Origin of the sequence: Vibrio alginolyticus NBRC 15630 = ATCC 17749, from assembly GCF_000354175.2 — a bacterium.
GTDB classification, from domain to species: domain Bacteria; phylum Pseudomonadota; class Gammaproteobacteria; order Enterobacterales; family Vibrionaceae; genus Vibrio; species Vibrio alginolyticus.
Genome location: NC_022349.1, coordinates 2,370,787 through 2,395,636 on the forward strand (window position 1 = coordinate 2,370,787; position 24,850 = coordinate 2,395,636).

Here is a 24,850-nt window from a genome sequence, read left to right on the forward strand (position 1 = left end):
GAGAGAAACTCATGTCTGAAAATTACGATTCATCGAGTATTAAGGTACTGAAGGGTCTGGATGCGGTACGTAAGCGTCCAGGAATGTACATCGGCGATACGGACGACGGCACCGGCCTTCACCACATGGTTTTCGAGGTGGTGGATAACTCAATTGATGAAGCGTTGGCAGGTCACTGTAAAGACATCGTTGTGACAATTCATGAGGATAACTCGGTTTCCGTTAGCGATGATGGTCGTGGCATTCCAACAGAAATCCACTCAGAGGAAAATGTCTCTGCAGCAGAAGTAATTATGACGGTTCTTCACGCGGGTGGTAAGTTCGACGATAACTCATACAAAGTATCGGGTGGTCTTCACGGGGTAGGTGTTTCAGTAGTAAACGCACTATCAGAGAAAGTTGAGCTAACGATTCATCGTGGTGGCCATATCCATACGCAAACCTACCGCCATGGTGAGCCTCAAGCGCCACTAGCCGTTGTGGGTGATACGGATAAAACCGGTACACAAATTCGTTTCTGGCCAAGTGCCGAGACGTTCTCTAACACTGAGTTCCACTATGACATTCTGGCGAAACGCCTGCGTGAACTGTCATTCCTGAACTCTGGTGTGTCGATCAAATTGGTTGATGAACGTGAAGCGGACAAACATGATCACTTCATGTATGAAGGTGGTATTCAAGCGTTCGTTGATCACCTAAACACCAACAAAACGCCAATCATCGAAAAAATCTTCCACTTTAACTCTGAGCGTGAAGACGGCATTTCAGTTGAAGTGGCGATGCAATGGAACGATGGTTTCCAAGAGAACATCTTCTGCTTTACCAACAATATCCCACAGCGTGATGGTGGTACTCACCTTGCTGGTTTCCGTGCTGCGCTAACACGTACATTGAACAGCTTTATGGATAAAGAAGGTTTCTCGAAGAAAGCGAAAACAGCGACTTCAGGCGACGATGCGCGTGAAGGTCTAACTGCGGTTGTTTCGGTGAAAGTGCCTGATCCTAAGTTCTCAAGCCAAACAAAAGACAAACTGGTTTCTTCTGAAGTGAAATCAGCTGTTGAGTCTGCAATGGGTGAAAAACTGTCTGAGTTCTTGATTGAGAACCCGACAGAAGCGAAGATGGTTTGTTCGAAAATCATCGATGCAGCACGTGCTCGTGAAGCAGCGCGTAAAGCTCGTGAAATGACGCGCCGTAAAGGTGCACTAGACCTAGCTGGCCTTCCAGGTAAACTTGCAGACTGTCAGGAAAAAGATCCGGCACTCTCTGAACTATACATAGTGGAGGGTGATTCGGCAGGCGGCTCCGCAAAACAAGGCCGTAACCGTAAGAACCAAGCGATCCTACCGCTAAAAGGTAAGATTCTTAACGTAGAAAAAGCACGTTTCGACAAGATGCTATCTTCTCAAGAAGTAGCAACACTGATCACCGCACTAGGTTGTGGTATCGGTCGTGACGAGTACAACCCGGACAAGCTTCGTTACCACAACATCATCATCATGACCGATGCCGATGTCGATGGTTCGCACATCCGTACGCTACTGTTGACCTTCTTCTACCGTCAAATGCCAGAGCTTATTGAGCGTGGCTATGTGTACATCGCTCAGCCACCACTATACAAAGTGAAAAAAGGCAAACAAGAGCAGTACATCAAAGATGAAGAAGCGATGAACCAATACCAAGTATCATTGGCTCTGGACAATGCATCGCTACACGTAAACGCAGAAGCACCAGCATTGGCTGGTGAAGCACTAGAGAAGCTTGTTCAACAGTACAATGCGGGTATTAAACTGGCGGAACGTATGAGCCGTCGTTACCCAAGTGCTTTGGTAAACGAGTTGATTTACACTCCTCGCCTAACGCCAGAGCAATGCCATGACGCATCAGTTGTGGAAGCGTGGACGAAGCAGCTTGTTGAACAGCTGAATGCGAAAGAAGTGGGTGCAAGCCAGTACAGCTACGAAGTTGAGCAGCACGAAGAGCTAGGCTTAAACTTGCCTAAGATTGTGGTTCGTACTCACGGCGTGACGCACGAACATGCAATTAGCATCGACTTCCTAAACTCGAAAGAGTACGGCAAGTTGGCTGATCTATCAGAAGCACTTGATGGACTTCTGGAAGAAGGCGCGTACATCAAACGTGGTGAGCGTACTATGCCAGTGGCAAACTTTGCAGAAGCGCTTGACTGGTTAGTGAAAGAGTCAATGCGTGGCTTAAGCCGTCAGCGCTACAAAGGTCTAGGTGAGATGAACCCAGACCAACTTTGGGAAACCACCATGGACCCAGAAACTCGTCGTATGATGCAGGTCACGATTGAAGATGCGGTAGGCGCAGATCAACTGTTCACTACGCTAATGGGTGACCAAGTAGAACCTCGTCGTAACTTCATCGAAGAGAACGCACTGAAAGTAGCGAACCTAGACGTATAACGACACTGTTCGTGATAGTAAAAAGCAGCGAGAAATCGCTGCTTTTTTTGTTTTCAGCCCTAAACCACCTACTTCAGTAGGTGGTTATCATCCGTTTCGGCTTTGCCTGTAAAACTACTCATGCTAAATGCGTCTTTGATTTTTCCAGAAGTCAAAGAGGACAAATAACATGAGTAGATACAATCAAGCTTCCCACGTATTTTGGCGTTGTCAATACCATATAGTGTGGACGCCAAAGTATCGATTTAGGATCTTGAAGAACAATATAGGTAAAGAAGTTTATCGATGTATTTATGTTTACTGTAATCAACTTGGATGTGAAGTCGTAGAGCTAAACGTACAAGTTGACCACGTACATTTAGTTGTAAAGGTCCCACCAAAGCTTTCGATATCCAAGTTGATGGGGGTATTGAAAGGCAAAATAGCCTTAAAGCTATTTAGCAAGTTTCCTCACCTTAGGAAGAACAGGCTTTGGGGTAATCACTTTTGGCAAAGAGGCTATTTTGTCGATAGTGTTGGAATCAATGAAGAAATAATACGCCGATATGTAAGACATCAAGAGAAGCAAGAGCGAGTAGAGCAGCAGCAATTGGCGCTGGACTAAACAAAGGCCCCCTTTTAGGGGGCTCACACAAAGCCACCTTCTTTAGAAGGTGGTAATTTACTTTACCACCAGCTAAAATCGCCACTTTCTGCTAAAGCGGATGTTTTTCTGGTACTAACTGCCAACAACCCGATCAAGCCTGCCATTTTATTTCTGTTTTCTTTTTTTCTCGCCATTTTGTTCGCTTGAGCGTTTTTGCTTTCTTTTTTCTGCTCGCTATAGTGCTGAAGAGCTGATGAATAAGGAGACTAAGAAAATGGTGATGACTTTCCTGAACTAAGCCGGAAGTGATGCACTTCCGGTTCAATGCACTGAATTTATTTGTAAGACAAGGCATTAAGAAGGAAATAATCATGTTTGAACGCTGGTTCTCAGCGTACTGCTTGGCGCTGCGAACTTGGTGGTTAACCAGTCGCTTTTTAACCTATCAATCACCACTAAGGTTGTTATCGCTATTTGAAACCTGCGAGCAACAAGCCCATTGCCGTAACCGAACTCGTATTGCGGTTGGGGACACGGTTCGCTTAGTGGATGTTGAACGCGCCTATCAATATCGCATGACATTGGTCAGCTCGCGCAAGGGGCAACCCATGACAGGTATGCTCGCGGTCGATTCTTATTTGGGGTCTCGACTATTAGGTCGAGCTAAAAATGATGCGCTCGAAGTGGAAATTTTTAATCAGCGACGCTGCTTTGTGATTACTGAAATTGTTCATCAATCGCAACCACCAGCTCAGAAAATGCTGTGTGGTTGTCTGTTGTGCCAATAAATAGAGGTGAAGTCATGAGTAAGAAAGAAAAGAAACAACCGCAGTTGAGTCTAAAAGAAAAGCGCAAACTAAAGCAGGAAAAGGCGGCAGAAAAGGGCGTTGTAAAAGCGCGTAAATCCTCCCGCAAGCAAAGTGTAGATTGAGCCCTCCAGAACGGCGGGCTTTTTATCACTGATCGCGAAGTGATGAGGAACTAAGCTGTTCAAGGGGATAGTGGATGCTTTAAAAATTTTTATTTTTTCCCTTGAAAGTCATTTTTGACGACCTTATATCTAGTTATGAAGAGGGTGACTGGCTTGCTAGAGACTAGAAGACCAGCCCTCTGAAATCGCTAAAACGAGATCGCTCAGAAGAGGATATGGCGTTTTAGCACACAACTTAAACCTTTAGATTCAATATCATGTCTCCGAGCCAAACCAAGGCCAGTGGAATGATAAGAATCTCTTAGTTCGGCGTTGGTTTTTGCATAAACACGCCAGTAGGATGAAACTCATCTGAACTAAGACTATTGCTTAATTAAGAGGATAGATTTATGCGTAATGTAGATTTCTCACCACTATACCGTAATGCAATTGGCTTTGATCGTCTGCTAAACCTGATGGAAGCGAATACAGCGAAAAATACTTCTGGCGGTTACCCTCCATACAACATTGAGCAAAAAGACGAGCACAACTACCGTATTACTATGGCCGTTGCTGGCTTTGCTGAAGAACAGCTCGATCTAACTCAAAATGAAAACATGTTGATCGTGAAGGGCGAGCGTAAAGCAGAAGAAGGCAAAAACTACGTTTACCAAGGTATTGCAGAACGTGATTTTGAACGTAAATTCCAGCTAGCGGATTACGTAAAAGTCGTGGGTGCATCAATGGAAAACGGTCTGCTTCATATTGATTTAGTTCGTGAAATCCCTGAAGCCATGCAACCACGTAAGATTGCTATCGGTGGTACCAACCTGATTGAGAACAACTAATCAGTTAACCACCCGGTTATAGAATGAGAAAGAGCGCCATATGGGCGCTCTTTTTAGTTTGGGGTTTTCAAATCCGCTATTTTAAAGCTGTAATTTCAAAGAGAAGAACGGCTGAGTTCAATCCGTCTATTTACCTTCGCGGTAAGCCTTTTCCACTTCTTCAGCGATAATCGCAATGCCTTTTTGCATCATCTCATCATCTTGAACGTAGTTCATACGCAGGCATTGGTGCGCGTGATCCCACTCGTCTTGCTGACCAATAAAGAAATATTCACCAGGGACAATCAATACGCCACGCGCTTTCAAGCGTTGGTACAGTTCCATTGTTGTGATTGGCAGTTCATCAAACCATAACCACAAGAAGATAGCGCCTTCCGGCTTGTGGATGCGGAATCGCTCATCGGTAATTGCTTGTTGGAGCAGTTCAACCGCACGTTGCGACTTCTGCTTGTAGAACGGCTTAATCACCTCTGAACTCAGTTTAAGCAGATCGCCTTTACCAATGATGTGGTTTGCCAACGCAGGCCCAACACTGCCTGGAGCTAGGCTGATGATGCCGTTCATATTGGTTAATGCTTGAGTGATTTCTTCACTCGCAATCACAATCCCACAACGCACACCTGGCAAGCCAAGTTTAGATAGGCTCATGCATAGGATGGTGTTTTCATTCCAGAACGGTTCGACATCTTCAAAGATGATGTTCGGGAAAGGTAGACCGTAGGCGTTATCGATGATCAGCGGGATGTTGTTCTCACGTGCTAGCTTGTCCAGCTTACGTACTTCTTCATCTGTCAGTACATTACCCGTTGGGTTAGTTGGGCGAGACGCGCAGATTGCCGCAACAGAGTCGTCGACGGCGAGTTGCTCAAAATCGACGTGGTATTTAAACAGGCCGTTATCTAACAGCTCGATTTCTGGGTGGTAAGAGATAAAGATATCTTCATCAATGCCAGCATCACCATAACCGATGTATTCAGGCGCGATAGGCAGTAGCACTTTCTTGTGCGAACCGTCTGGCTGTTTACCTGCCAACAAGTTGAACAAGTAGAAAAAGCCACTTTGGCTACCGTTAGTTAGGCTGATGTTTTTTTCGGAAATATCCCAGCCGTAAGTTTCACGGAATAACTGAGCTAGCGCTTTGACGAACGCGTCTTTACCCTGCGGGCCATCGTAGTTGGCGAGGGCGGCGACGAGCTCCCCACTGGCGAGCATTTCCTCACTGGCTTGGTGAAAGTAATCGAGCATGGCAGGAATGGCGGCAGGATTACCTCCACCGAGCATGATGGCACCTGGTGTGCGCAGGCCATCATTCAAATCGTCCATTAACTGCGTAATACCTGAATACTGATTAAATTTTTCACCAAACTTTGAGAACTGCATGCTGACTTATACCTAATTCATTGTGATTGCTTTGTGTATGTTTATGCCGATGTTTTATCGGCTTATCGAGTAATCCTTGACCTTACCTCAATGTGTAATTAACGCAAAGTGTGAATTAAGCCGAAAAAGAAAAAAGTGCGTCATCAGACCAGAGGAACGAGACAAAAGGGCAAAAAGAACAATAAAAAAGGGAAGCTTATGCTTCCCTTGCTGGTGGAAAGAGTGTGATTTACTCACCGGTGTAAACAATCAGCACCTTGTCGTCTTGGTATTGGCGTTCGAACGCGTAGTAACCTTCTTGATTGCGAGTGATGTGCTTACCTTGAGCAACCGCTGGGTGGCGTTTACGGAATTCACCCAACTTTTGCCAATGTTGCAGCAGATCTTCACGCTCGCCATGAATCTTATCCCATGGCATATCTGAGCGTGTGCCTTGGTGGGCGTCTGAACCAGTAATGCCAAAATCACGAGCTATCTCATCACCGTAATAGATCTGTACTGCACCGGGAGCCAGCATCAGTGCATTCGCTGCACGTGCTTGGTCATCAAAGCTGCGGCTGCGCGCTGACCAAAACAGCTGTGTATCGTGTGAAGACAGGTAGCTCAACACGTTGAACTCAGGATCGGTATTGATGCGTTCTGCATAACGGCGGTAATCATTATCAAGTTGAGCGAAACACTTCAGCGCTTTTGGTGCTACATCAGATTGGAACTCAAAGTTGATGATGGAATCGAAGCCGTTATCGAAATACGGACTCTTCACCACGCTGTGTGCCCACACTTCACCTGTCATCCAGAAAGGTAGGTCATCCAAGGCTTTGTTCGGGTTGTTTTGCTTCCATTGAGCAAGCGCTTGGGTGGTGCTGGCTTTCAGCTCTGCCCACGCTTCCATTTCAACGTGTTTGGCAGTGTCGACACGGAAGCCATCAATGCCGTAGTCGCGCACCCACTCGGATAACCAGGTAATCAGGTGTTCACGCGGGGTTTGCAGCTCATTTTGCGCATTGGTGTCTTTATTGTGGAAGAAGTTTGGTAATCCGGTTTTTTGAGTTGATTCGGTTTTTAGATCCGGTAGGTAGTTCAAAGACATGGTGATGTCGTTGTAGCCCGGAGCATCGTAGTCGCCAATGTCGGTGCGAATCCAGTCTTTGCCCCACCATTTATCCCACGCTTCGCTATCACCGTATTTGATATAGTCGTTGAAGCTATGCCAGCTTTGTCCTGATTTTGGCTGCCAGTCGGTCCATTTTTCACCGAGGACTTCTTTAGCTTCTTGGTCATCAAGGTAAAGCTGACCAAAGCCGAATTCCTGCATGTCTGCTAATGTGGCGTAGCCAGTATGGTTCATGACCACATCCCAGACTACACGGATGCCTTTCTTGTGGGCGGTATCGATGAAGGCTCTCAGCTCATCTTCGGTACCCATGTTGGCATCAAGCTTGGTCCAATCTTGGTGGTAGTAGCCGTGGTAGCCGTAGTGCTTAAAGTCGCCTTTATCGCCGCCGCCAACCCAGCCGTGGATTTGTTCCAGTGGTGAGGTTATCCAGATAGCATTGACACCAAGTGATTCGATGTAATCGAGTTTTTTCGTCAGACCCGCTAAGTCACCACCGTGGAAGGTACCAATCTCATATTTTCCGTCTTTGCTGCGACCGTAGCTGTTGTCGTTGTCTGGATTGCCATTGTAGAAGCGGTCGGTCATGACGAAGTACACCGTCGCATTGTCCCAACTGAACGGTTTGTCGGCTTGCTGTTCAACTTCTTCTAGCAGCAATAGACCTTGGCTCATAGGACCCGGTTGCATGGTGACGCTGCCATTGGCGACAGTGGTTTCTTGTTCGGTTAAGGCATCACGAACGACAGTGCCATCATTAAAAGTTTGAGCAACGTTGATGGTTTTTGGCGTGTCAGTTGCGACAGGGCAAGAGTAGGTGATGTCCTGACTTTGTTTTGGTTTAATTTTTACCGTCAGTTCGTTGGTGGTTGGATTGAGCGTAAATTGATAGGTATTGGCTTTGAAGATGCGCAGCGGCATTTGTGCATCAGTGGCGCAATTATCCATTTTTAATGGACGATTGAATTTGATGCGATCTTCTTCTGCTAGGGCAAAGCTACTGCCACAGCTTTGCTTGCTGTCAGCAATGGTAAAGGTATAACTGCCTTTTTCGAGTTTTTGCTCAGCGACAAGTAAGCCTTGTGAGTTTTCCTCAAAAACAGCGGTGTCATCACCAACGTTTAATACGATGGCATTTTCTGGTATCTGGCTGCAGGCGCTCAGTAGACCGATAGAGAGTGCGAGAATTGTTTTTTTCATTGTGTCCTTCCCCCGAATAAACAGTCCAGTTATAGCAAAACTGTGCCTCTACAATCCGAGCTCTACACCAACAAGTTAAACGCGTCTCACCCTACAAATTTTAGTCTTGTTCACAAAATGAATAATAAGCGTCACCTTCATCGGTTTGAAGGCAACAAAAAAGGGAAGCATCTGCTTCCCTTTTACTTATTTCTTAATCACTTCGAAGAGTAATGAATTACTTTTGAAGCAAAGAAATGTCTGCGATCTGTAGGAACAGGTTACGCAGGTTGTTCAGTAGTGTCAGACGGTTCTTCTTAAGTGCTTCGTCGTCTGCCATTACCATTACGTTATCAAAGAATGCATCAACTGGTTCACGTAGGTCAGCTAGCTTGCTTAGGGCTTCTTGGTAGTTACCTGTAGCAAATGCTGGCTCTAGCGCTTCCGTCATTACTTCAACGCTTTCTGCTAGTGCTTTCTCTGCGTCTTCTTGTAGAAGTGCTAGGTCGATGTCTGCTGCTAGTTCGCCGTCGAATTTCGCTAGGATATTACCTACACGTTTGTTCGCTGCTGCTAGAGACTCTGCTGCTTCTAGTTCACGGAAGTGAGAAACCGCTTTAACTCGTTGGTCGAAGTCTGCTGGTTTCGTCGGGCGACGCGCTAGAACTGCTTGAATGATGTCTACGCTGAAGCCTTCGTCTTGGTACCAAGCACGGAAACGACCAAGCATGAACTCGATAACGTCTTGCTCAACGTTGTCGTTGGTTAGGCGATCGCCAAACAGTGACTTCGCTTTCGCTACTAGGTCAACAAGATCTAGGTTGTAGCCGTATTCAACGATGATACGTAGTACACCTAGAGATGCGCGGCGTAGTGCGAATGGGTCGCTGCCTTTAGGCGCTTGACCAATACCGAAGATACCTACGATAGTGTCTAGCTTGTCTGCCATTGCAACTGCAGTTGAAACACCGTTAGATGGCAGTTCATCACCTGCGAAACGAGGCATGTATTGCTCGTTCAGTGCGACTGCAACTTCTTCTGCTTCACCGTCGTGGCGAGCATAGTGCATACCCATAACACCTTGAGTATCCGTGAATTCGAATACCATTGAGGTCATTAGGTCACATTTTGCTAGTAGACCAGCACGCTTTGATTTCTCAACGTCAGCACCGATTTGCTCAGCAATGTAGCCAGCAAGCTCTGTGATGCGGTCTGTTTTGTCTTTGATCGTACCCAGTTGCTTTTGGAAGATCGCTTGCTCTAGTTCAGGCAGACGGTCGATAAGCGGACGCTTACGGTCTGTGTTGAAGAAGAATTCTGCGTCAGCAAGACGAGGACGAACCACTTTCTCGTTACCTTCGATTACGTAACGAGGCTCTTTTGATTCGATGTTCGATACGAAGATGAAGTTAGGTAGTAGCTTCTTGTTTTCATCGTAAACAGGGAAGTACTTCTGGTCACCCTTCATGGTGTAAACCAACGCTTCAGAAGGCACTTTTAGGAACTCTTCTTCAAACTTCGCTGTTAGTACTACTGGCCATTCAACCAGAGACGTTACTTCTTCTACTAAGTCATCTTCTAGGTCAGCGATACCGCCAACCGCTGCTGCCGCTTTTTGTGCGTCAGCTAGGATGATTGCTTTACGCGCTTCGTAATCTGCCATTACTTTACCGCGCTCTTCTAGGATCGCAGGGTATTGCTCAGCAGAATCGATAGTAAACTCTTGCTCACCCATGAAGCGGTGACCACGGATAGTGCGGTCAGAAGCAACACCAAGGATCTCGCCTTCGATTAGGTCGCTGCCCATTAGCATGGTTAGCGTCTTAACTGGACGGATGAACTGAGTTGTTTTGTTACCCCAGCGCATTGGTTTTGCGATAGGTAGGTTTGCTAGTGCTTTCGCTGCAAGTTCAACGACGATCTCAGACGTTGGCTGACCTTTCACTTCTTGTTTGAACAGTAGCCATTCGCCTTTGTCTGTAACCATGCGTTCTGCTTGGTCAACCGTGATGCCACAACCGCGTGCCCAGCCTTGAGCTGCTTTTGTTGGGTTGCCTTCCGCGTCAAACGCTGCAGAAACTGCAGGACCACGCTTTTCAACAACTTTGTCAGACTGGCTGTCTGCTAGTGCTGCTACTTTAAGTGCAAGACGACGAGGTGCCGCGAACCATTTCACGCCTTCGTGAGCAAGCTCAGCGCCTTTTAGTTCTGCTTCGAAGTTTGCTGCGAATGCTTCAGCTAGAGTGCGAAGTTGCGTTGGTGGTAGCTCTTCTGTACCTAGCTCGATTAGAAATTCTTTTGCCATGTTACTCTACCCCTTACGCTTGTTCTTTCTTACACATTGGGAAGCCAAGAGCTTCACGCGATGCGTAGTATGCTTCTGCAACTGCTTTCGTCAGGTTGCGGATGCGTAGGATGTAACGTTGGCGTTCAGTTACTGAGATCGCTTTACGCGCATCTAGTAGGTTGAATGCGTGGCCAGCTTTTAGAATGCGTTCGTAAGCAGGCAGTGGCAGTGGCTTTTCAAGCTCAAGTAGTTCTTTACACTCTTTTTCACACTGTTCGAAGAAACCAAATAGGAATTCAACGTCTGCGTGCTCGAAGTTGTAAGTTGATTGCTCTACTTCGTTTTGGTGGAAGATATCACCGTAAGTCACTTTGCTGCCGTCTGGTGCGATGTTCCAAACTAGGTCGTAAACAGAGTCTACTTCTTGGATGTACATTGCTAGACGTTCGATACCGTAAGTGATTTCACCAGTTACTGGTTTACACTCAAGACCACCAACTTGCTGGAAGTAAGTAAACTGGGTCACTTCCATGCCGTTTAGCCAAACTTCCCAGCCCAGACCCCATGCGCCTAGTGTTGGGTTTTCCCAGTTGTCTTCTACGAAACGGATGTCGTGTACAAGAGGGTCAATACCAAGAACTTCAAGGGAGCCAAGGTACAACTCTTGAATATTGTCAGGCGATGGTTTTAGCGCTACTTGGAATTGGTAGTAGTGCTGAAGACGGTTAGGGTTTTCACCGTAACGGCCATCAGTAGGACGACGTGAAGGTTGTACGTAAGCTGTCGACATTGGCTCTGGGCCAAGCGCTCGTAGACAGGTCATTGGGTGAGAGGTACCCGCACCCACTTCCATATCTAGCGGTTGAACAATGGTACAACCATTTTGAGCCCAATAATCCTGCAGCGCGAGGATCATTCCCTGGAAGGTTTTGATATCGTATTTTTGCATAAGTCAGGTTCGCGCGATTCTCTTGTTACTCGTTAATTCGTCATCTATGCCGAGTTTTTCAACTCTAACAACGGCGATAAAGAGTAATTACGGTTGAATAAATTAACAATCTAGTATAACCAGATATTGAGCATGGGAGTAGAGCTAATCTTGATTAATTCGTGGGCGATTTTCTCCTTTAATGAATTTTTACCGCGTTATCTGCTGTATTTTTCCTAAAAGGGAGTTTTTGCCTGCTTTGGCTCTTGAGAAGCGCAACAAAGGTGGCTAGAATTGCGCCTGTCTTTGGGGAGTAGCTTACCTGATGAAGTTTCTGTTTCATCTGGTTCGTCCGTCAACATAATTGGTGCAAAATCACCATGGCGTTCGAGACTTGAAGCCTTTCAAGTTTAGCAAGACCTTAGACAAATCATCACGAACCGGGGTAGGGGCGTGAGGTTTGTCTTCGGTTAAAAATAATAATCCCTGCCCCAATGAGCATGTCGTGAGCGTTTTAGCTATTTCAATTACTACTGTAGCGTTAGCAGAAATTGGCGATAAGACCCAATTGCTATCTCTATTACTTGCAAGTCGTTACCGAAAACCAATCCCAATTATTGCAGCAATCTTTTTGGCAACTATTGCCAACCACGCTTTGGCTGCATGGTTAGGTGTGGTTGTCGCAGACTATCTATCACCTGAGATTTTAAAGTGGGTGCTGGTGGTCAGTTTTGTCGCGATGGCGGCTTGGGTTCTGATCCCGGACAAACTGGATGATGACGAGCAGATTTCTAATCGAGGCCCATTTATTGCCAGCTTTATCGCGTTCTTCGTTGCGGAGATAGGCGATAAAACTCAGATCGCCACTTCCATCTTAGGGGCGCAATACGCGAATGCGTTAAGTTTGGTGATTATCGGTACCACAATCGGTATGCTGCTGGCGAATGTACCTGTGGTCCTGATTGGTAAATTGTCGGCCGACAAGATGCCTTTAGGGCTGATCCGTAAAATCACCGCATTTTTGTTTATTGCTCTGGCAATAGGGGCTGCACTGTTCTGATTTTTTGCACGTGAAATGATGTGAGTTATCAATCATTAGTGGCGTGCTGCGCGAGTTCAAACTCTGACTCTAAATCGTTCCGTTGCGTGACGGATGACATATAAGTGTCATACTTGTCATGGTAGTTTAATGGTGTGAATGATAGCGAGAGGGCAAGTTTATGCTTACACGTTACATGGGGATGTCCCCGAAGAGTCAGAGTTATTTATTCACTTTTGGTTTAGCGCTGTGTTTACTAGCGATGGTGCTAACTGATATGTGGTTACCGATTGTAGCAGGATCGTTCGTCCTTACTGGATTGACAGTAGAAGCGTGGATTCGTGTCGCTCACATCATTCCTATGCATGAAGAGATGCGGGCAATGAAGAAACAACTTAACAAGCTCCAATCAGAAGTTCGCACACTCGAATACGACGAATAAACAAACGGCAGCCAATATTGGCTGCCGTTTTTAGTTCGACCAGATTATTCCAATCCTTTCTTGATCAGGTACTGATACGGAACTTGCTCCGTTTGTGCCGCAACTAATTGGTGGTCCATAAAGCGGCAGAAACTCGGAATGTCTCGAGTTGTGGATGGATCGTCTGCTTTGACCAGCAAAATCTCACCATCTTGCATGTTGCGAATTGTCTTCCTGACCATCATCACTGGCTCTGGGCAGCGCAGTCCTTCCGCCTCTAATGTCTTGTTTGCCAGTTCAGGATTAAAGCTCATAGTGTGATTCTCGTAACTAACTGAGCGTTGAATTTTACTTTCGTTGAAAAAATATTCAATAACCACTTGGCAAACCGAATTTTTTGTTTTACCTTAAATTAACAATTTGGTAACAACTGGCAAGGGAGAGGCAATGTTAACAGCGTTAGACAGACTTACGATTTACTCAGTGCTGTGTTTTATCTCGTTTTGTGCATTGGTACTCAGGACGCCAGCTGACACCTCTTTGACGCCTCTAGTAGGCATGGTTGCCACTATTATTGGGATTTGGATCGAGATGCGCAGATGGTCTGGCGCATCTGAGCAAGAAAATTAGCGCTTCTTGCTTGGATCAGAATGCTTTTAATAACGCTCACCTATTTTTACCGACACTTCATTCCGACACTATCCCCATTTTTCTTGGGCTTCCCCGCTGAAAGGCGGGATTTTTTTTGCCTAAAGAGTACAATTTACCCAAACACATACAAAATAAGTGGCTAATTCGTGGAACTGGAAGACATCTATCGCCGAGATTTAAATTTACTGGTTGCGTTGCGAGTACTGATAGAAGAAAACAGTGTCAGTAAGGCGGCAACACGTCTGAACCTGAGTCAATCGGCAATGAGTCGCGTGCTTGGTCGTCTGCGTGACTTATTGGGAGATCCGCTGTTTACTCGTCAGGGACAGCATTTGATCCCAACTCAGAAAGCGTTAGAGATCGATCGCTCATTGGGCGAACCATTAGAGTCTTTACGTCAGTTGTTATCTCCGGTTGAGTTTGACCCATTGCAATGCGTACAGACTTTCAACATCGTGACCACCGACTATGCCATGCAAACGATCTTACCGTTCGCTTTGCCGAGAATTTACCAAGAAGCGCCAAACGTGTCTTTCAACTTCTTACCACTGCAACACGACCGTTTATCAGATCAGCTCACTTATGAAGGTGCAGACTTAGCGATTTGTCGCCCGACAGGCCCGGTGGAGCCTCTACGCAGTGAAGTGTTGGGGCGAGTGGGGGTGCTGTGTATGCTTTCAAAACAGCATCCATTAGCGAATAAAGAAATGAGCTTGGATGATTATCTGAGTCATCCACATGCCATGATCGCCATCAGTGATGGTGTTAAGGCACTGATCGAACAAGCTTTGATGGAGAAACCTAAGCGTAAAATGGTCCTGCGGGCTTATCATTTAGAAGCCGCATTGGCGATCATGGATACCTTGCCAATTATCATCACAGTGCCAGCGGACTTGGCGTATCTGGTTGCCGAGCGTTATGACTTGGTGGTGAAACCGTTACCATTCCAATTCACGCCGTTTGAATACTCGATGATTTGGCATGCGCGTTGCGAGCATTCTCCCGCTCAAGAATGGTTAAGAACGATTGTGCGTGAAGAGTGTAGCCGTCTGATAGCTAAACGTATCGAAGATATGGGACTGAACTGCTAACAAAAAAGAGCCAGCAATGCCGGCTCTTCGTCTGTTTACACTGAGTCAGTGTTTATAGCTTGATAACCACACGACCCGTTACTTGACCGTTGGTGATGTCTTCTGCATATTTCGGTGCTTCAGCAAGAGCAACTTCAGTACACGCTTGCTCGAAGTAGCTGTCTGGTAGTAGCTCGACCAGCTTTTCCCATGCAGCGATACGTTTCTCTGTTGGGCACATTACTGAGTCCACACCTTGTAGGCGAACATTACGTAGGATGAACGGCATCACTGTGGTTGGTAGATCAAAACCACCTGCAAGACCACAAGCTGCAACTGCACTGTTGTAATCCATTTGCGCCAATACTTTAGCCAGTACTTTGCTGCCCACAGTATCAACGGCACCTGCCCATACTTGCTTTTCAAGCGGACGTGCTGCCTCTTCAAATTCAACGCGGTCGATGATGCGGCTAGCACCAAGTTTTTCTAGTAGTGGGCCGTTTTTCTCTACGCGACCTGTCACTGCAGCAACTTTGTAGCCAAGTTGTGCTAGAAGCGTTACTGCTACTGAGCCTACACCGCCACTTGCGCCAGTTACTAGGATTTCGCCGTTTTCAGGTTTGATGCCTGCATCAAGCAGTGCTTGAACACATAGCATGCCTGTGAAACCAGCAGTACCAACCATCATTGCTTTCTTGCTGTCTAGACCTTTTGGTAGTGGTACTAGCCAATCTGCTTTTAGACGAGCACGCTGAGACATACCACCCCAGTGGTTTTCACCCACGCCCCAGCCAGTAAGGACAACTTTGTCACCAGCTTGGTAGCGGTCGTCTTCTGAGCTTACTACCGTACCTGCTAAGTCAATACCTGGCACCATCGGGAAGTTACGGATGATTTTACCTTTACCTGTGATCGCAAGACCGTCTTTGTAGTTTAACGATGAGTAATCAACGTCAATCAGAACGTCGCCTTCAGGCAGTTGTGTTTCATCGATTTGCTCGATGTTAGCGATAGTACGTTTGTCTTCTTGATTTAGAACTAGAGCATTAAACATAAGGTTCTCCGATTGTGCGGTAGCATGACTCTGGGCCACATGCAGCAAGATATCAACTGGTCTAAGTGTATGTCTTCTTTGTCTATGAATAAAATGAAACTTGAGCATTTAATGTATGCTCTTCATGCATGTTTGATGTAAAACAAAGGGCGACATCAATTGTCGCCCTTAAGTGTAATACTAAAAATTTTAGTACTAGTTCATTTGCTTATGATTGTTGGCTCGATCACTACAACAACGTCTTGAACTGTTATGGTCGTTCAAATACTGTCGCAATGCCCTGACCCAAACCGATACACATGGTGGCCAGACCGTATTTCGCGTCTTTCGCTTCCATTAGGTTGATCAACGTTGTTGAGATACGTGAACCAGAACAGCCTAGTGGATGACCCAATGCTATCGCACCACCGTTAAGGTTGACCTTCTCATCCATAACATCAAGCAGGCCTAAGTCTTTAGCACACGGCAGAGACTGCGCGGCAAATGCTTCGTTTAGCTCAACCACATCCATGTCTTCAATTGAAAGACCGGCACGCTTGAGCGCTTTTTTCGTCGCAGGTACAGGACCGTAACCCATAATAGAAGGATCGCAGCCCGCAATGGCCATGCCTTTAATACGTGCACGAATCTTCAAACCAAGCTCATTGGCTTTCTCTTCACTCATGATCAACATCGCTGATGCACCATCGGACAGCGCCGATGAAGTACCGGCTGTTACTGTACCGTTTGCTGGGTCGAACACTGGGCGAAGTTGAGATAGACCTTCAACGGATGTTTCAGGGCGAATCACTTCGTCGTAATCCAGAGTGAACAGTGTGCCGTCTGCTGCGTGGCCTTCAATTGGTAGAATTTCGTTTTTAAAACGACCCTCTACGGTTGCTGCGTGCGCACGAGCGTGAGAGCGAGCGGCAAACTCGTCTTGTTGCTCACGGCTAATACCATGTAATTTACCAAGCATTTCAGCCGTTAAGCCCATCATGCCCGCAGCTTTTGCTACGTTCTTTGACATACCTGGGTGAAAGTCTACACCGTGGTTCATTGGCACATGCCCCATGTGCTCAACACCACCAATTAGGCAGATTTCAGCATCGCCAGTCATGATGGCACGTGTACCATCGTGAAGCGCTTGCATTGATGAACCACACAAGCGATTCACCGTCACGGCGCCAATTTCAATCGGCAGACCAGCAAGCAGCGCCGCATTACGTGCAACGTTAAAGCCTTGCTCTAGTGTTTGCTGTACACAGCCCCAGTAGATGTCTTCAATCTCGCTTGGGTTCACTTGTGGGTTACGCGCAAGAATGCCTTTCATTAGGCGCGCAGATAGATCTTCTGCTCGTGTATGACGGAAAGCACCACCTTTAGAGCGACCCATTGGAGTACGTAGACAATCGACTACGACAACATTTCTTGTTTGATTAGTCATTTTAGAATCCCTCCTTAGATAGAACCTTGCTGTTGTGCACCGTAAAAGCTTTCACCTTTCGCCGCCATATCAATCAGCATTTGCGGTACTTGGTACATCGCACCTAGCTCGGCGTGTTGTTTTGCCATTTCAACGTATTCAGCAATACCCACGCTGTCTAGATAGCGGAATACGCCACCGCGGAATGGAGGGAAACCAAGACCATAAACCAATGCCATATCTGCTTCCTGCGGAGTCGCGATGATGCCTTCTTGTAGGCACAGCACCACTTCGTTGATCATTGGAATCATCATACGTTGAATGATGGTCTGATCGTCAAAGTCCTGCTTATCGGCACAAACGTCAGCAAGTACCGGTAAGATCGCTTCGGAGAAGGTTTTCTTCGGCTTACCTTTTTTATCTATGGTGTAGCAGTAGAAGCCATTACCATTTTTCTGACCATATTTGTCTGCTTCGAACAGTGCATCAATCGCATCACGACCTTGTTTACCCATACGCTCAGGGAAACCGTCAGCCATCACAGCTTGTGCGTGGTGCGCGGTATCAATGCCGACTACGTCAAGCAAGTACGCCGGTCCCATCGGCCAGCCAAACTTACGCTCCATGACTTTGTCGATTTTCGTAAAGTCAGCACCATCACGAAGTAGCATGCTGAAGCCGCCAAAGTATGGGAACAATACGCGGTTAACGAAGAACCCTGGGCAGTCATTAACGACAATTGGTGATTTGCCCATTTTCGCAGCATACGCCACAACACGATTGATGGTTTCATCAGAGGTGTGCTCACCACGGATGATCTCAACAAGAGGCATACGATGCACTGGGTTGAAGAAGTGCATACCACAGAAGTTTTCTGGGCGTTTTAGTGATTTTGCCAATAGGTTGATAGGAATCGTTGAGGTGTTTGAGGTGATAACGGTGTCGTCACCGACATGGGATTCAACTTCACTTAAAACTGCTGCTTTTACTTTCGGGTTTTCAACGACAGCTTCAACAATCACATCAGAGTTTTCAATACCTGCGTAATGTAAGCTCGGTGTGATTGACGCTAAAATACCCGCCATCTTAAAGCCATCAATGCGACCGCGAGATAAGCGTTTATTCAGCAGCTTAGATGCTTCAGTCATGCCTAGGTCGAGCGACGCTTGTGCGATGTCTTTCATCAAGACTGGCACACCTTTTAGCGCTGATTGGTAAGCAATGCCGCCACCCATGATACCTGCACCTAATACGGCTGCACGTTGCGTGTCTTTACTTGCTGACTTCGCTGCTTTTTTCGCAATGCCTTTGATGTATTGATCATTAAGGAATAGGCCAACGAGTGATTTTGCTTCTTCCGATTTAGCCAATTTCACGAAGTGCTTACGTTCAATGTCTAACGCTTCATTACGTGCAAAGCGAGCACTTTCTTCAATCGTGATAACGGCTGTCATTGGGGCAGGGTAGTGAGGGCCTGCTTTTTGTGCCACCAGACCCTTCGCCATGGTGAAGCTCATCATTGATTCAAGCTTACTCAGCGTTAGCGGAGATGTTTTCTGTGCTCGGCGTGCTTGCCAGTCAAGTTTCTCGTTAATTGCAGAGTTAAGAGTTTGTAGTGCTGATTCGTATAAAGCATCAGTCTCTACAACTGCATCGAGTAAGCCAATTTTCAATGCTTCATCAGCTCGGCATGCTTTACCTTGGGTGATGATTTCCATTGCGCTGTCTGCGCCAATAACGCGAGGTAAGCGTACACAACCACCAAAGCCAGGCATGATTCCCAGTTTCGTTTCTGGTAGGCCGATGCTGGTGGTTTTGTCACCAATACGCATGTCTGTTGCTAGCACACATTCACAACCGCCACCAAGAGCGTGGCCTTTGATCACTGAGATGGTCGGAACGGGTAAGTCTTCTAATTTGTTAAAGATGCTATTAGCAAATTGCAGCCATTGGTCGAGCTCGGCATCCGTTTTAGCAAACAGACCTAAAAACTCGGTAATGTCTGCGCCTACAATGAATGCGTCTTTATCTGAAGTGAGCAACAACCCCTTGAGGCCTTGATGGGCAATGAGCGCATCAAGAGCTTTATCTAGCGATTCTAATGTCGCTAGGTCGAGTTTGTTGACGGATTTTGGAGAGCAGAAGCTTAGCTCTGCAATACCATCTTGTATTTCCTTTACCTGTAGGGTTTCGGCTTGGTAAATCATTGTCTATCTCCATGACATACAATCGTGGATTGTCTGTATACCTATTTCAACGACGCCGTGTACCTCGGCAAATAGGTATCGAGGAAGTCGTTTTATTTTGTTCTGGTTTGACCAGTAAGGTTAGTTTGGATCGTGGATTGTTTAATTTCAATACATTTTTTAAACAAGTGTTTAACATTGTGCGCTGTGGCAGATCTTATGCGACGGGTAAATCACACTCGTGATAGACTTCAGGCAAATAGACATGAATCCATAATCCTATGAATGACAAGCCTTATCTGATTCCAGCAGAGCCCGCTCAATTTGAAGAAGAAATTAAAAAGAGCGTCTTCATTACTTATTTGGCACACACGCCAAGTATCGAAGCTGCAAAAGCATTTGTTGATCAAATCAAAGCTAAACACGCTGATGCTAGACATAACTGTTGGGGCTTTGTTGCTGGTCGACCAGAAGATTCGATGAAGTGGGGCTTTAGTGATGATGGAGAACCTTCAGGGACGGCAGGCAAACCAATCCTGGCGCAGCTGTCTGGATCTGGGGTGGGGGAGATCACGGCTGTGGTCACGCGATACTCTGGTGGAATCAAGTTAGGTACAGGCGGCTTGGTTAAAGCGTATGGGGGTGGGGTTCAACAAGCGCTCAAGCTGCTTCAAACTATTGAGAAAAAAATAACCACAAAGCTCAGACTAACGTTAGACTATGGGTTTATGCCTATCGCACAATCAATCATGCCGCAATTTGGTGCGATAGAAGTCGAGGCTGAATACAGCGATCAGGTCGTATTAGTGGTGGAAATTGAGCTTCGAGAAGTGAGCGCGTTTACCCAAGCAATCATCAATAAAAGCGGGGCAAAGGCAATTGTCACTCCGCTAGACGGACAATAATGAAAAACAGGAAGCAACAGGGACAGCTTCGCTAGTCAATTTATCCATGCAATTTCGTTCAATTATTCGAATCGTCGGGCTACTGCTCGCACTCTTTAGTGTCACTATGCTTGCGCCAGCACTCGTTGCGCTGATCTATCGAGATGGTGCTGGTGTGCCTTTTGTCACGACATTTTTTGTTCTGCTGTTTTGTGGGGCCGTTTGTTGGTACCCAAACCGCAGGTATAAGCACGAGCTTAAAGCTCGAGATGGCTTTCTTATTGTCGTCTTATTCTGGACAGTACTTGGCAGTGCAGGCTCGATCCCCTTTCTCATTGCTGACAACCCGAACGTCTCAGTGACAGATGCGTTTTTTGAATCGTTTTCTGCTCTCACGACGACCGGGGCGACCGTTATTGTTGGTTTGGATGAGTTACCTAAAGCGATTCTATTCTATCGACAGTTACTGCAGTGGTTCGGCGGTATGGGAATCATCGTATTAGCGGTGGCGATTTTGCCAGTACTTGGCATTGGTGGTATGCAGCTTTACCGCGCCGAGATCCCAGGTCCAGTCAAGGACACTAAAGTGACGCCGCGCATAGCAGAAACTGCTAAGGCGCTTTGGTACATCTATCTGAGCCTGACTATCGCCTGTGCTTCGGCTTTTTGGTTAGCTGGTATGACGCCATTTGACGCCATCAGTCACAGCTTTTCCACCATTGCTATTGGCGGCTTCTCTACCCACGATGCCAGCATCGGATATTTTGATAGTTACGCGATTAACCTGATTACTGTGGTTTTTCTGCTTATATCTGCATGTAACTACACGCTGCACTTTGCTGCATTTGCATCAGGTGGCGTACATCCCAAGTATTACTGGAAAGATCCTGAGTTTCGCGCCTTCTTGTTTATTCAAGTGCTGCTATTTATCATTTGCTTTCTATTATTACTGAAACATCACTCTTACACATCGACATACGATGCTTTCGATCAGGCTCTGTTCCAAACCGTATCAATATCCACAACAGCGGGCTTTACGACAACAGGTTTTGCGGATTGGCCGCTCTTCTTACCTGTGCTGTTATTGTTCTCTTCTTTTATCGGTGGTTGTGCTGGTTCAACAGGCGGCGGCATGAAAGTGATCCGTATCCTGCTTCTTACCTTACAAGGTGCGCGTGAACTAAAACGTTTAGTCCATCCACGCGCGGTTTACACCATCAAAGTAGGTGGCAGTGCCCTACCGCAACGTGTTGTCGATGCGGTTTGGGGTTTCTTCTCCGCATACGCATTGGTATTTGTGGTTTGTATGTTGGGGTTGATTGCAACAGGAATGGATGAGCTTAGTGCGTTCTCAGCGGTGGCTGCGACTCTGAACAACCTCGGTCCTGGCTTGGGAGAAGTGGCGCTTCACTTTGGTGATGTTAACGACAAAGCAAAATGGGTATTGATAGTTTCTATGCTGTTTGGTCGTTTGGAAATCTTTACCTTACTTATTCTACTTACGCCGACGTTTTGGCGTAGCTAAGGGGAAATCGTGGCAAAAGCATTATTTCTATACTCTTCCCGCGAAGGGCAGACTAAAAAAATTCTCCACTATATAGATGAACAACTTCCAGATTTCGATTGTGAGCTGGTGGATTTACATAATGTTGAGACGATTGACTTCAGCCAATACGACAGAGTATTGATAGGCGCCTCTATTCGCTATGGCCATCTTAATAAAAAGCTATACCAGTTTATTGAGCGAAACCTCAATCAATTGGAGCAAAATAAAGTGGCATTTTTCTGCGTAAACTTAACCGCTCGTAAAGAGGACCAAGGAAAGGATACACCTGAAGGTAGTGCCTACATTCGCAAGTTCCTAATTAAGTCCCCTTGGAAACCAACGCTAATCGGTGTTTTTGCTGGTGCACTTTATTACCCACGTTATAGCTGGTTCGACAGAACTATGATTAGGTTCATTATGTCGATGACGGGTGGCGAAACCGATACGACCAAAGAGGTGGAGTACACCAATTGGGAAAAAGTGGCTCTTTTCGCAGATAAATTTAGAGAACTGTAGAAATAACGTGCTCTTTTGACCGCTTTTGATGCAAATTTATCCGAACGATAAAAAAATCAAAAAAAACGAGAAAAAGGGCTTGCCAATGTGATCGCAATCTCTATAATGCCACCTCGCTGACACGGCAACGCTTCGAAGCTTAAGTTTCGAAAGTAAGAAGCCAAGTTAGCAAGCCAAATTAGCCAAGCAGAAACGCTTGAAGAAAGTTTGAAAAAAGTGATTGACACTAAACTTTAACTCGCTAAAATGGCCGTCCTGTTTTGAGCAAAGCTCAACAGGAAAGCTCTTTAACAATATAGACCTATCAATCTGTGTGGGCACTCGTTGATGATAATCCAAATAGTTTCTTCGGAAACAATTTAGGTTTCAATGATACGAAGTGACCATTGAATCGAAAGATTCAGCACAGTCAATTCAAACATTACTTATGTAATGTTCAGTATTCATTGAGCCGAACAAAATCTTAAATTGAAGAGTTTGATCATGGCTCAGATTGAACGCTGGCGGCAGGCCTAACACATGCAAGTCGAGCGGAAACGAGTTATCTGAACCTTCGGGGAACGATAACGGCGTCGAGCGGCGGACGGGTGAGTAATGCCTAGGAAATTGCCCTGATGTGGGGGATAACCATTGGAAACGATGGCTAATACCGCATGATGCCTACGGGCCAAAGAGGGGGACCTTCGGGCCTCTCGCGTCAGGATATGCCTAGGTGGGATTAGCTAGTTGGTGAGGTAAGGGCTCACCAAGGCGACGATCCCTAGCTGGTCTGAGAGGATGATCAGCCACACTGGAACTGAGACACGGTCCAGACTCCTACGGGAGGCAGCAGTGGGGAATATTGCACAATGGGCGCAAGCCTGATGCAGCCATGCCGCGTGTGTGAAGAAGGCCTTCGGGTTGTAAAGCACTTTCAGTCGTGAGGAAGGTGGTAGTGTTAATAGCACTATCATTTGACGTTAGCGACAGAAGAAGCACCGGCTAACTCCGTGCCAGCAGCCGCGGTAATACGGAGGGTGCGAGCGTTAATCGGAATTACTGGGCGTAAAGCGCATGCAGGTGGTTTGTTAAGTCAGATGTGAAAGCCCGGGGCTCAACCTCGGAATAGCATTTGAAACTGGCAGACTAGAGTACTGTAGAGGGGGGTAGAATTTCAGGTGTAGCGGTGAAATGCGTAGAGATCTGAAGGAATACCGGTGGCGAAGGCGGCCCCCTGGACAGATACTGACACTCAGATGCGAAAGCGTGGGGAGCAAACAGGATTAGATACCCTGGTAGTCCACGCCGTAAACGATGTCTACTTGGAGGTTGTGGCCTTGAGCCGTGGCTTTCGGAGCTAACGCGTTAAGTAGACCGCCTGGGGAGTACGGTCGCAAGATTAAAACTCAAATGAATTGACGGGGGCCCGCACAAGCGGTGGAGCATGTGGTTTAATTCGATGCAACGCGAAGAACCTTACCTACTCTTGACATCCAGAGAACTTTCCAGAGATGGATTGGTGCCTTCGGGAACTCTGAGACAGGTGCTGCATGGCTGTCGTCAGCTCGTGTTGTGAAATGTTGGGTTAAGTCCCGCAACGAGCGCAACCCTTATCCTTGTTTGCCAGCGAGTAATGTCGGGAACTCCAGGGAGACTGCCGGTGATAAACCGGAGGAAGGTGGGGACGACGTCAAGTCATCATGGCCCTTACGAGTAGGGCTACACACGTGCTACAATGGCGCATACAGAGGGCGGCCAACTTGCGAAAGTGAGCGAATCCCAAAAAGTGCGTCGTAGTCCGGATTGGAGTCTGCAACTCGACTCCATGAAGTCGGAATCGCTAGTAATCGTGGATCAGAATGCCACGGTGAATACGTTCCCGGGCCTTGTACACACCGCCCGTCACACCATGGGAGTGGGCTGCAAAAGAAGTAGGTAGTTTAACCTTCGGGGGGACGCTTACCACTTTGTGGTTCATGACTGGGGTGAAGTCGTAACAAGGTAGCGCTAGGGGAACCTGGCGCTGGATCACCTCCTTAAACGATGATTATTGCGATGAGTGTTCACACAGATTGATACGGTTTATAAAGTAAAGAGACGATACTGGGTCTGTAGCTCAGGTGGTTAGAGCGTTCGCCTGATAAGCGAGAGGTCGGTGGTTCGAGTCCACTCAGACCCACCAATTTCTTTTCCAAGGAATTGGCGACAGTATCGACACCTTGATGGGGCTATAGCTCAGCTGGGAGAGCGCCTGCCTTGCACGCAGGAGGTCTGCGGTTCGATCCCGCATAGCTCCACCATCTTTAAGTGTTCTTGAAAAAGAATCTTTAAAAATGGTTTTCATCAGAAAATCTAGCTCTTTAACAATTTGGAAAGCTGACAAAACAATCTTTAAGATTGTTTGTAAAGTTCTCAATGTTTGTCTTTATGACAAACAC

General features: G+C 46.6%; 20 protein-coding genes, 2 tRNA genes and 1 rRNA gene. 15 read left to right on the plus strand and 8 right to left on the minus strand.

The annotated features are described in order from the left end of the window. Nucleotides 1-11: 11 nt before the first annotated feature. The 5 genes from gyrB (at nucleotide 12) to N646_RS10935 (ending at nucleotide 4,773) form a co-directional block, all read left to right on the plus strand. Nucleotides 12-2,429, plus strand: coding sequence for a DNA topoisomerase (ATP-hydrolyzing) subunit B (gyrB, locus tag N646_RS10915; protein ID WP_017821558.1), 2,418 nt, complete (start codon nucleotides 12-14; stop codon nucleotides 2,427-2,429). Nucleotides 2,430-2,598: 169 nt separating this feature from the next. Continuing rightward, nucleotides 2,599-3,033, plus strand: coding sequence for an IS200/IS605 family transposase (gene tnpA / locus N646_RS10920; protein WP_017633711.1), 435 nt, complete (start codon nucleotides 2,599-2,601; stop codon nucleotides 3,031-3,033). Nucleotides 3,034-3,386: 353 nt separating this feature from the next. Next, a complete protein-coding gene (locus N646_RS10930; protein WP_017821918.1) occupies nucleotides 3,387-3,803 on the plus strand; it encodes a GreA/GreB family elongation factor in 417 nt (138 codons plus the stop codon). A gap of 14 nt (nucleotides 3,804-3,817) precedes the next feature. Further along, complete coding sequence (locus N646_RS25065) at nucleotides 3,818-3,946, plus strand: hypothetical protein (protein ID WP_017821919.1); 129 nt, start codon at nucleotides 3,818-3,820, stop codon at nucleotides 3,944-3,946. Between the two features lie 389 nt (nucleotides 3,947-4,335). Next, nucleotides 4,336-4,773, plus strand: coding sequence for an Hsp20 family protein (locus N646_RS10935; RefSeq protein WP_017821920.1), 438 nt, complete (start codon nucleotides 4,336-4,338; stop codon nucleotides 4,771-4,773). Between the two features lie 126 nt (nucleotides 4,774-4,899). Here the strand turns inward: N646_RS10935 and N646_RS10940 are convergent, their stop codons facing one another. From N646_RS10940 to glyQ, 4 genes are all read right to left on the minus strand, one after another. After that, complete coding sequence (locus N646_RS10940) at nucleotides 4,900-6,153, minus strand: valine--pyruvate transaminase (protein WP_017635592.1); 1,254 nt, start codon at nucleotides 6,151-6,153, stop codon at nucleotides 4,900-4,902. A gap of 229 nt (nucleotides 6,154-6,382) precedes the next feature. Continuing rightward, nucleotides 6,383-8,467, minus strand: a complete 2,085-nt coding sequence (locus N646_RS10945; protein ID WP_017821921.1) for an alpha-amylase — start codon at nucleotides 8,465-8,467, stop codon at nucleotides 6,383-6,385. Between the two features lie 217 nt (nucleotides 8,468-8,684). Then, nucleotides 8,685-10,751, minus strand: coding sequence for a glycine--tRNA ligase subunit beta (glyS, locus tag N646_RS10950; protein ID WP_005378875.1), 2,067 nt, complete (start codon nucleotides 10,749-10,751; stop codon nucleotides 8,685-8,687). A gap of 13 nt (nucleotides 10,752-10,764) precedes the next feature. Continuing rightward, nucleotides 10,765-11,682 carry a glycine--tRNA ligase subunit alpha gene (gene glyQ, locus N646_RS10955; RefSeq protein ID WP_005383818.1) on the minus strand — a complete coding sequence of 306 codons (918 nt, stop codon included), beginning with the start codon at nucleotides 11,680-11,682 and terminating at the stop codon, nucleotides 10,765-10,767. 484 nt (nucleotides 11,683-12,166) lie between these two features. On the opposite strand from glyQ, the gene N646_RS10960 reads away from it, so the two are divergent. Further along, nucleotides 12,167-12,721 (plus strand): TMEM165/GDT1 family protein, encoded by a 555-nt coding sequence (locus tag N646_RS10960; protein ID WP_017821922.1) that lies wholly within the window; start codon nucleotides 12,167-12,169, stop codon nucleotides 12,719-12,721. A gap of 160 nt (nucleotides 12,722-12,881) precedes the next feature. Beyond that, on the plus strand, nucleotides 12,882-13,142 hold the full coding sequence (locus N646_RS10965; protein ID WP_005378878.1) for a hypothetical protein: 261 nt from the start codon (nucleotides 12,882-12,884) through the stop codon (nucleotides 13,140-13,142). Nucleotides 13,143-13,186: 44 nt separating this feature from the next. On the opposite strand, the gene tusA is transcribed toward N646_RS10965, so the two are convergent. Then, nucleotides 13,187-13,435, minus strand: coding sequence for a sulfurtransferase TusA (gene tusA, locus N646_RS10970; protein WP_005378879.1), 249 nt, complete (start codon nucleotides 13,433-13,435; stop codon nucleotides 13,187-13,189). 133 nt (nucleotides 13,436-13,568) lie between these two features. On the opposite strand from tusA, the gene N646_RS10975 reads away from it, so the two are divergent. Both N646_RS10975 and N646_RS10980 read left to right on the plus strand, forming a co-directional pair. Further along, nucleotides 13,569-13,751, plus strand: a complete 183-nt coding sequence (locus N646_RS10975) for a hypothetical protein (RefSeq protein WP_005378880.1) — start codon at nucleotides 13,569-13,571, stop codon at nucleotides 13,749-13,751. 167 nt (nucleotides 13,752-13,918) lie between these two features. Beyond that, entirely contained in the window at nucleotides 13,919-14,863 is a 945-nt protein-coding gene (locus N646_RS10980) for a LysR family transcriptional regulator (protein ID WP_017821924.1), read from the plus strand. Between the two features lie 52 nt (nucleotides 14,864-14,915). On the opposite strand, the gene acuI is transcribed toward N646_RS10980, so the two are convergent. The 3 genes from acuI to fadB form a co-directional block, all read right to left on the minus strand. After that, nucleotides 14,916-15,896, minus strand: a complete 981-nt coding sequence (gene acuI, locus N646_RS10985) for an acrylyl-CoA reductase (NADPH) (protein ID WP_017821925.1) — start codon at nucleotides 15,894-15,896, stop codon at nucleotides 14,916-14,918. Nucleotides 15,897-16,146: 250 nt separating this feature from the next. After that, complete coding sequence (gene fadA / locus N646_RS10990) at nucleotides 16,147-17,322, minus strand: acetyl-CoA C-acyltransferase FadA (RefSeq protein ID WP_006743176.1); 1,176 nt, start codon at nucleotides 17,320-17,322, stop codon at nucleotides 16,147-16,149. Nucleotides 17,323-17,336: 14 nt separating this feature from the next. Next, nucleotides 17,337-19,508: a fatty acid oxidation complex subunit alpha FadB gene (fadB, locus tag N646_RS10995; protein WP_017821926.1), complete on the minus strand. Its 2,172-nt coding sequence runs from the start codon at nucleotides 19,506-19,508 to the stop codon at nucleotides 17,337-17,339. A gap of 260 nt (nucleotides 19,509-19,768) precedes the next feature. Here fadB and N646_RS11000 point away from each other — a divergent pair, with 260 nt between their 5' ends. The 6 genes from N646_RS11000 to N646_RS11025 all read left to right on the plus strand — a co-directional run bounded on the left by N646_RS11000 (nucleotide 19,769) and on the right by N646_RS11025 (nucleotide 24,712). After that, complete coding sequence (locus N646_RS11000; protein WP_005378891.1) at nucleotides 19,769-20,392, plus strand: YigZ family protein; 624 nt, start codon at nucleotides 19,769-19,771, stop codon at nucleotides 20,390-20,392. A gap of 46 nt (nucleotides 20,393-20,438) precedes the next feature. Next, nucleotides 20,439-21,896, plus strand: a complete 1,458-nt coding sequence (locus tag N646_RS11005) for a TrkH family potassium uptake protein (RefSeq protein WP_005378893.1) — start codon at nucleotides 20,439-20,441, stop codon at nucleotides 21,894-21,896. Nucleotides 21,897-21,905: 9 nt separating this feature from the next. Further along, nucleotides 21,906-22,433 (plus strand): menaquinone-dependent protoporphyrinogen IX dehydrogenase, encoded by a 528-nt coding sequence (gene hemG, locus N646_RS11010; RefSeq protein ID WP_005378894.1) that lies wholly within the window; start codon nucleotides 21,906-21,908, stop codon nucleotides 22,431-22,433. Nucleotides 22,434-22,898: 465 nt separating this feature from the next. Further along, a 16S ribosomal RNA gene (locus N646_RS11015) occupies nucleotides 22,899-24,451 on the plus strand. A gap of 66 nt (nucleotides 24,452-24,517) precedes the next feature. Continuing rightward, a tRNA-Ile gene (locus N646_RS11020) sits at nucleotides 24,518-24,594 on the plus strand. Nucleotides 24,595-24,636: 42 nt separating this feature from the next. Then, nucleotides 24,637-24,712: transfer RNA gene (locus tag N646_RS11025), tRNA-Ala, on the plus strand. Nucleotides 24,713-24,850 lie beyond the last annotated feature (138 nt).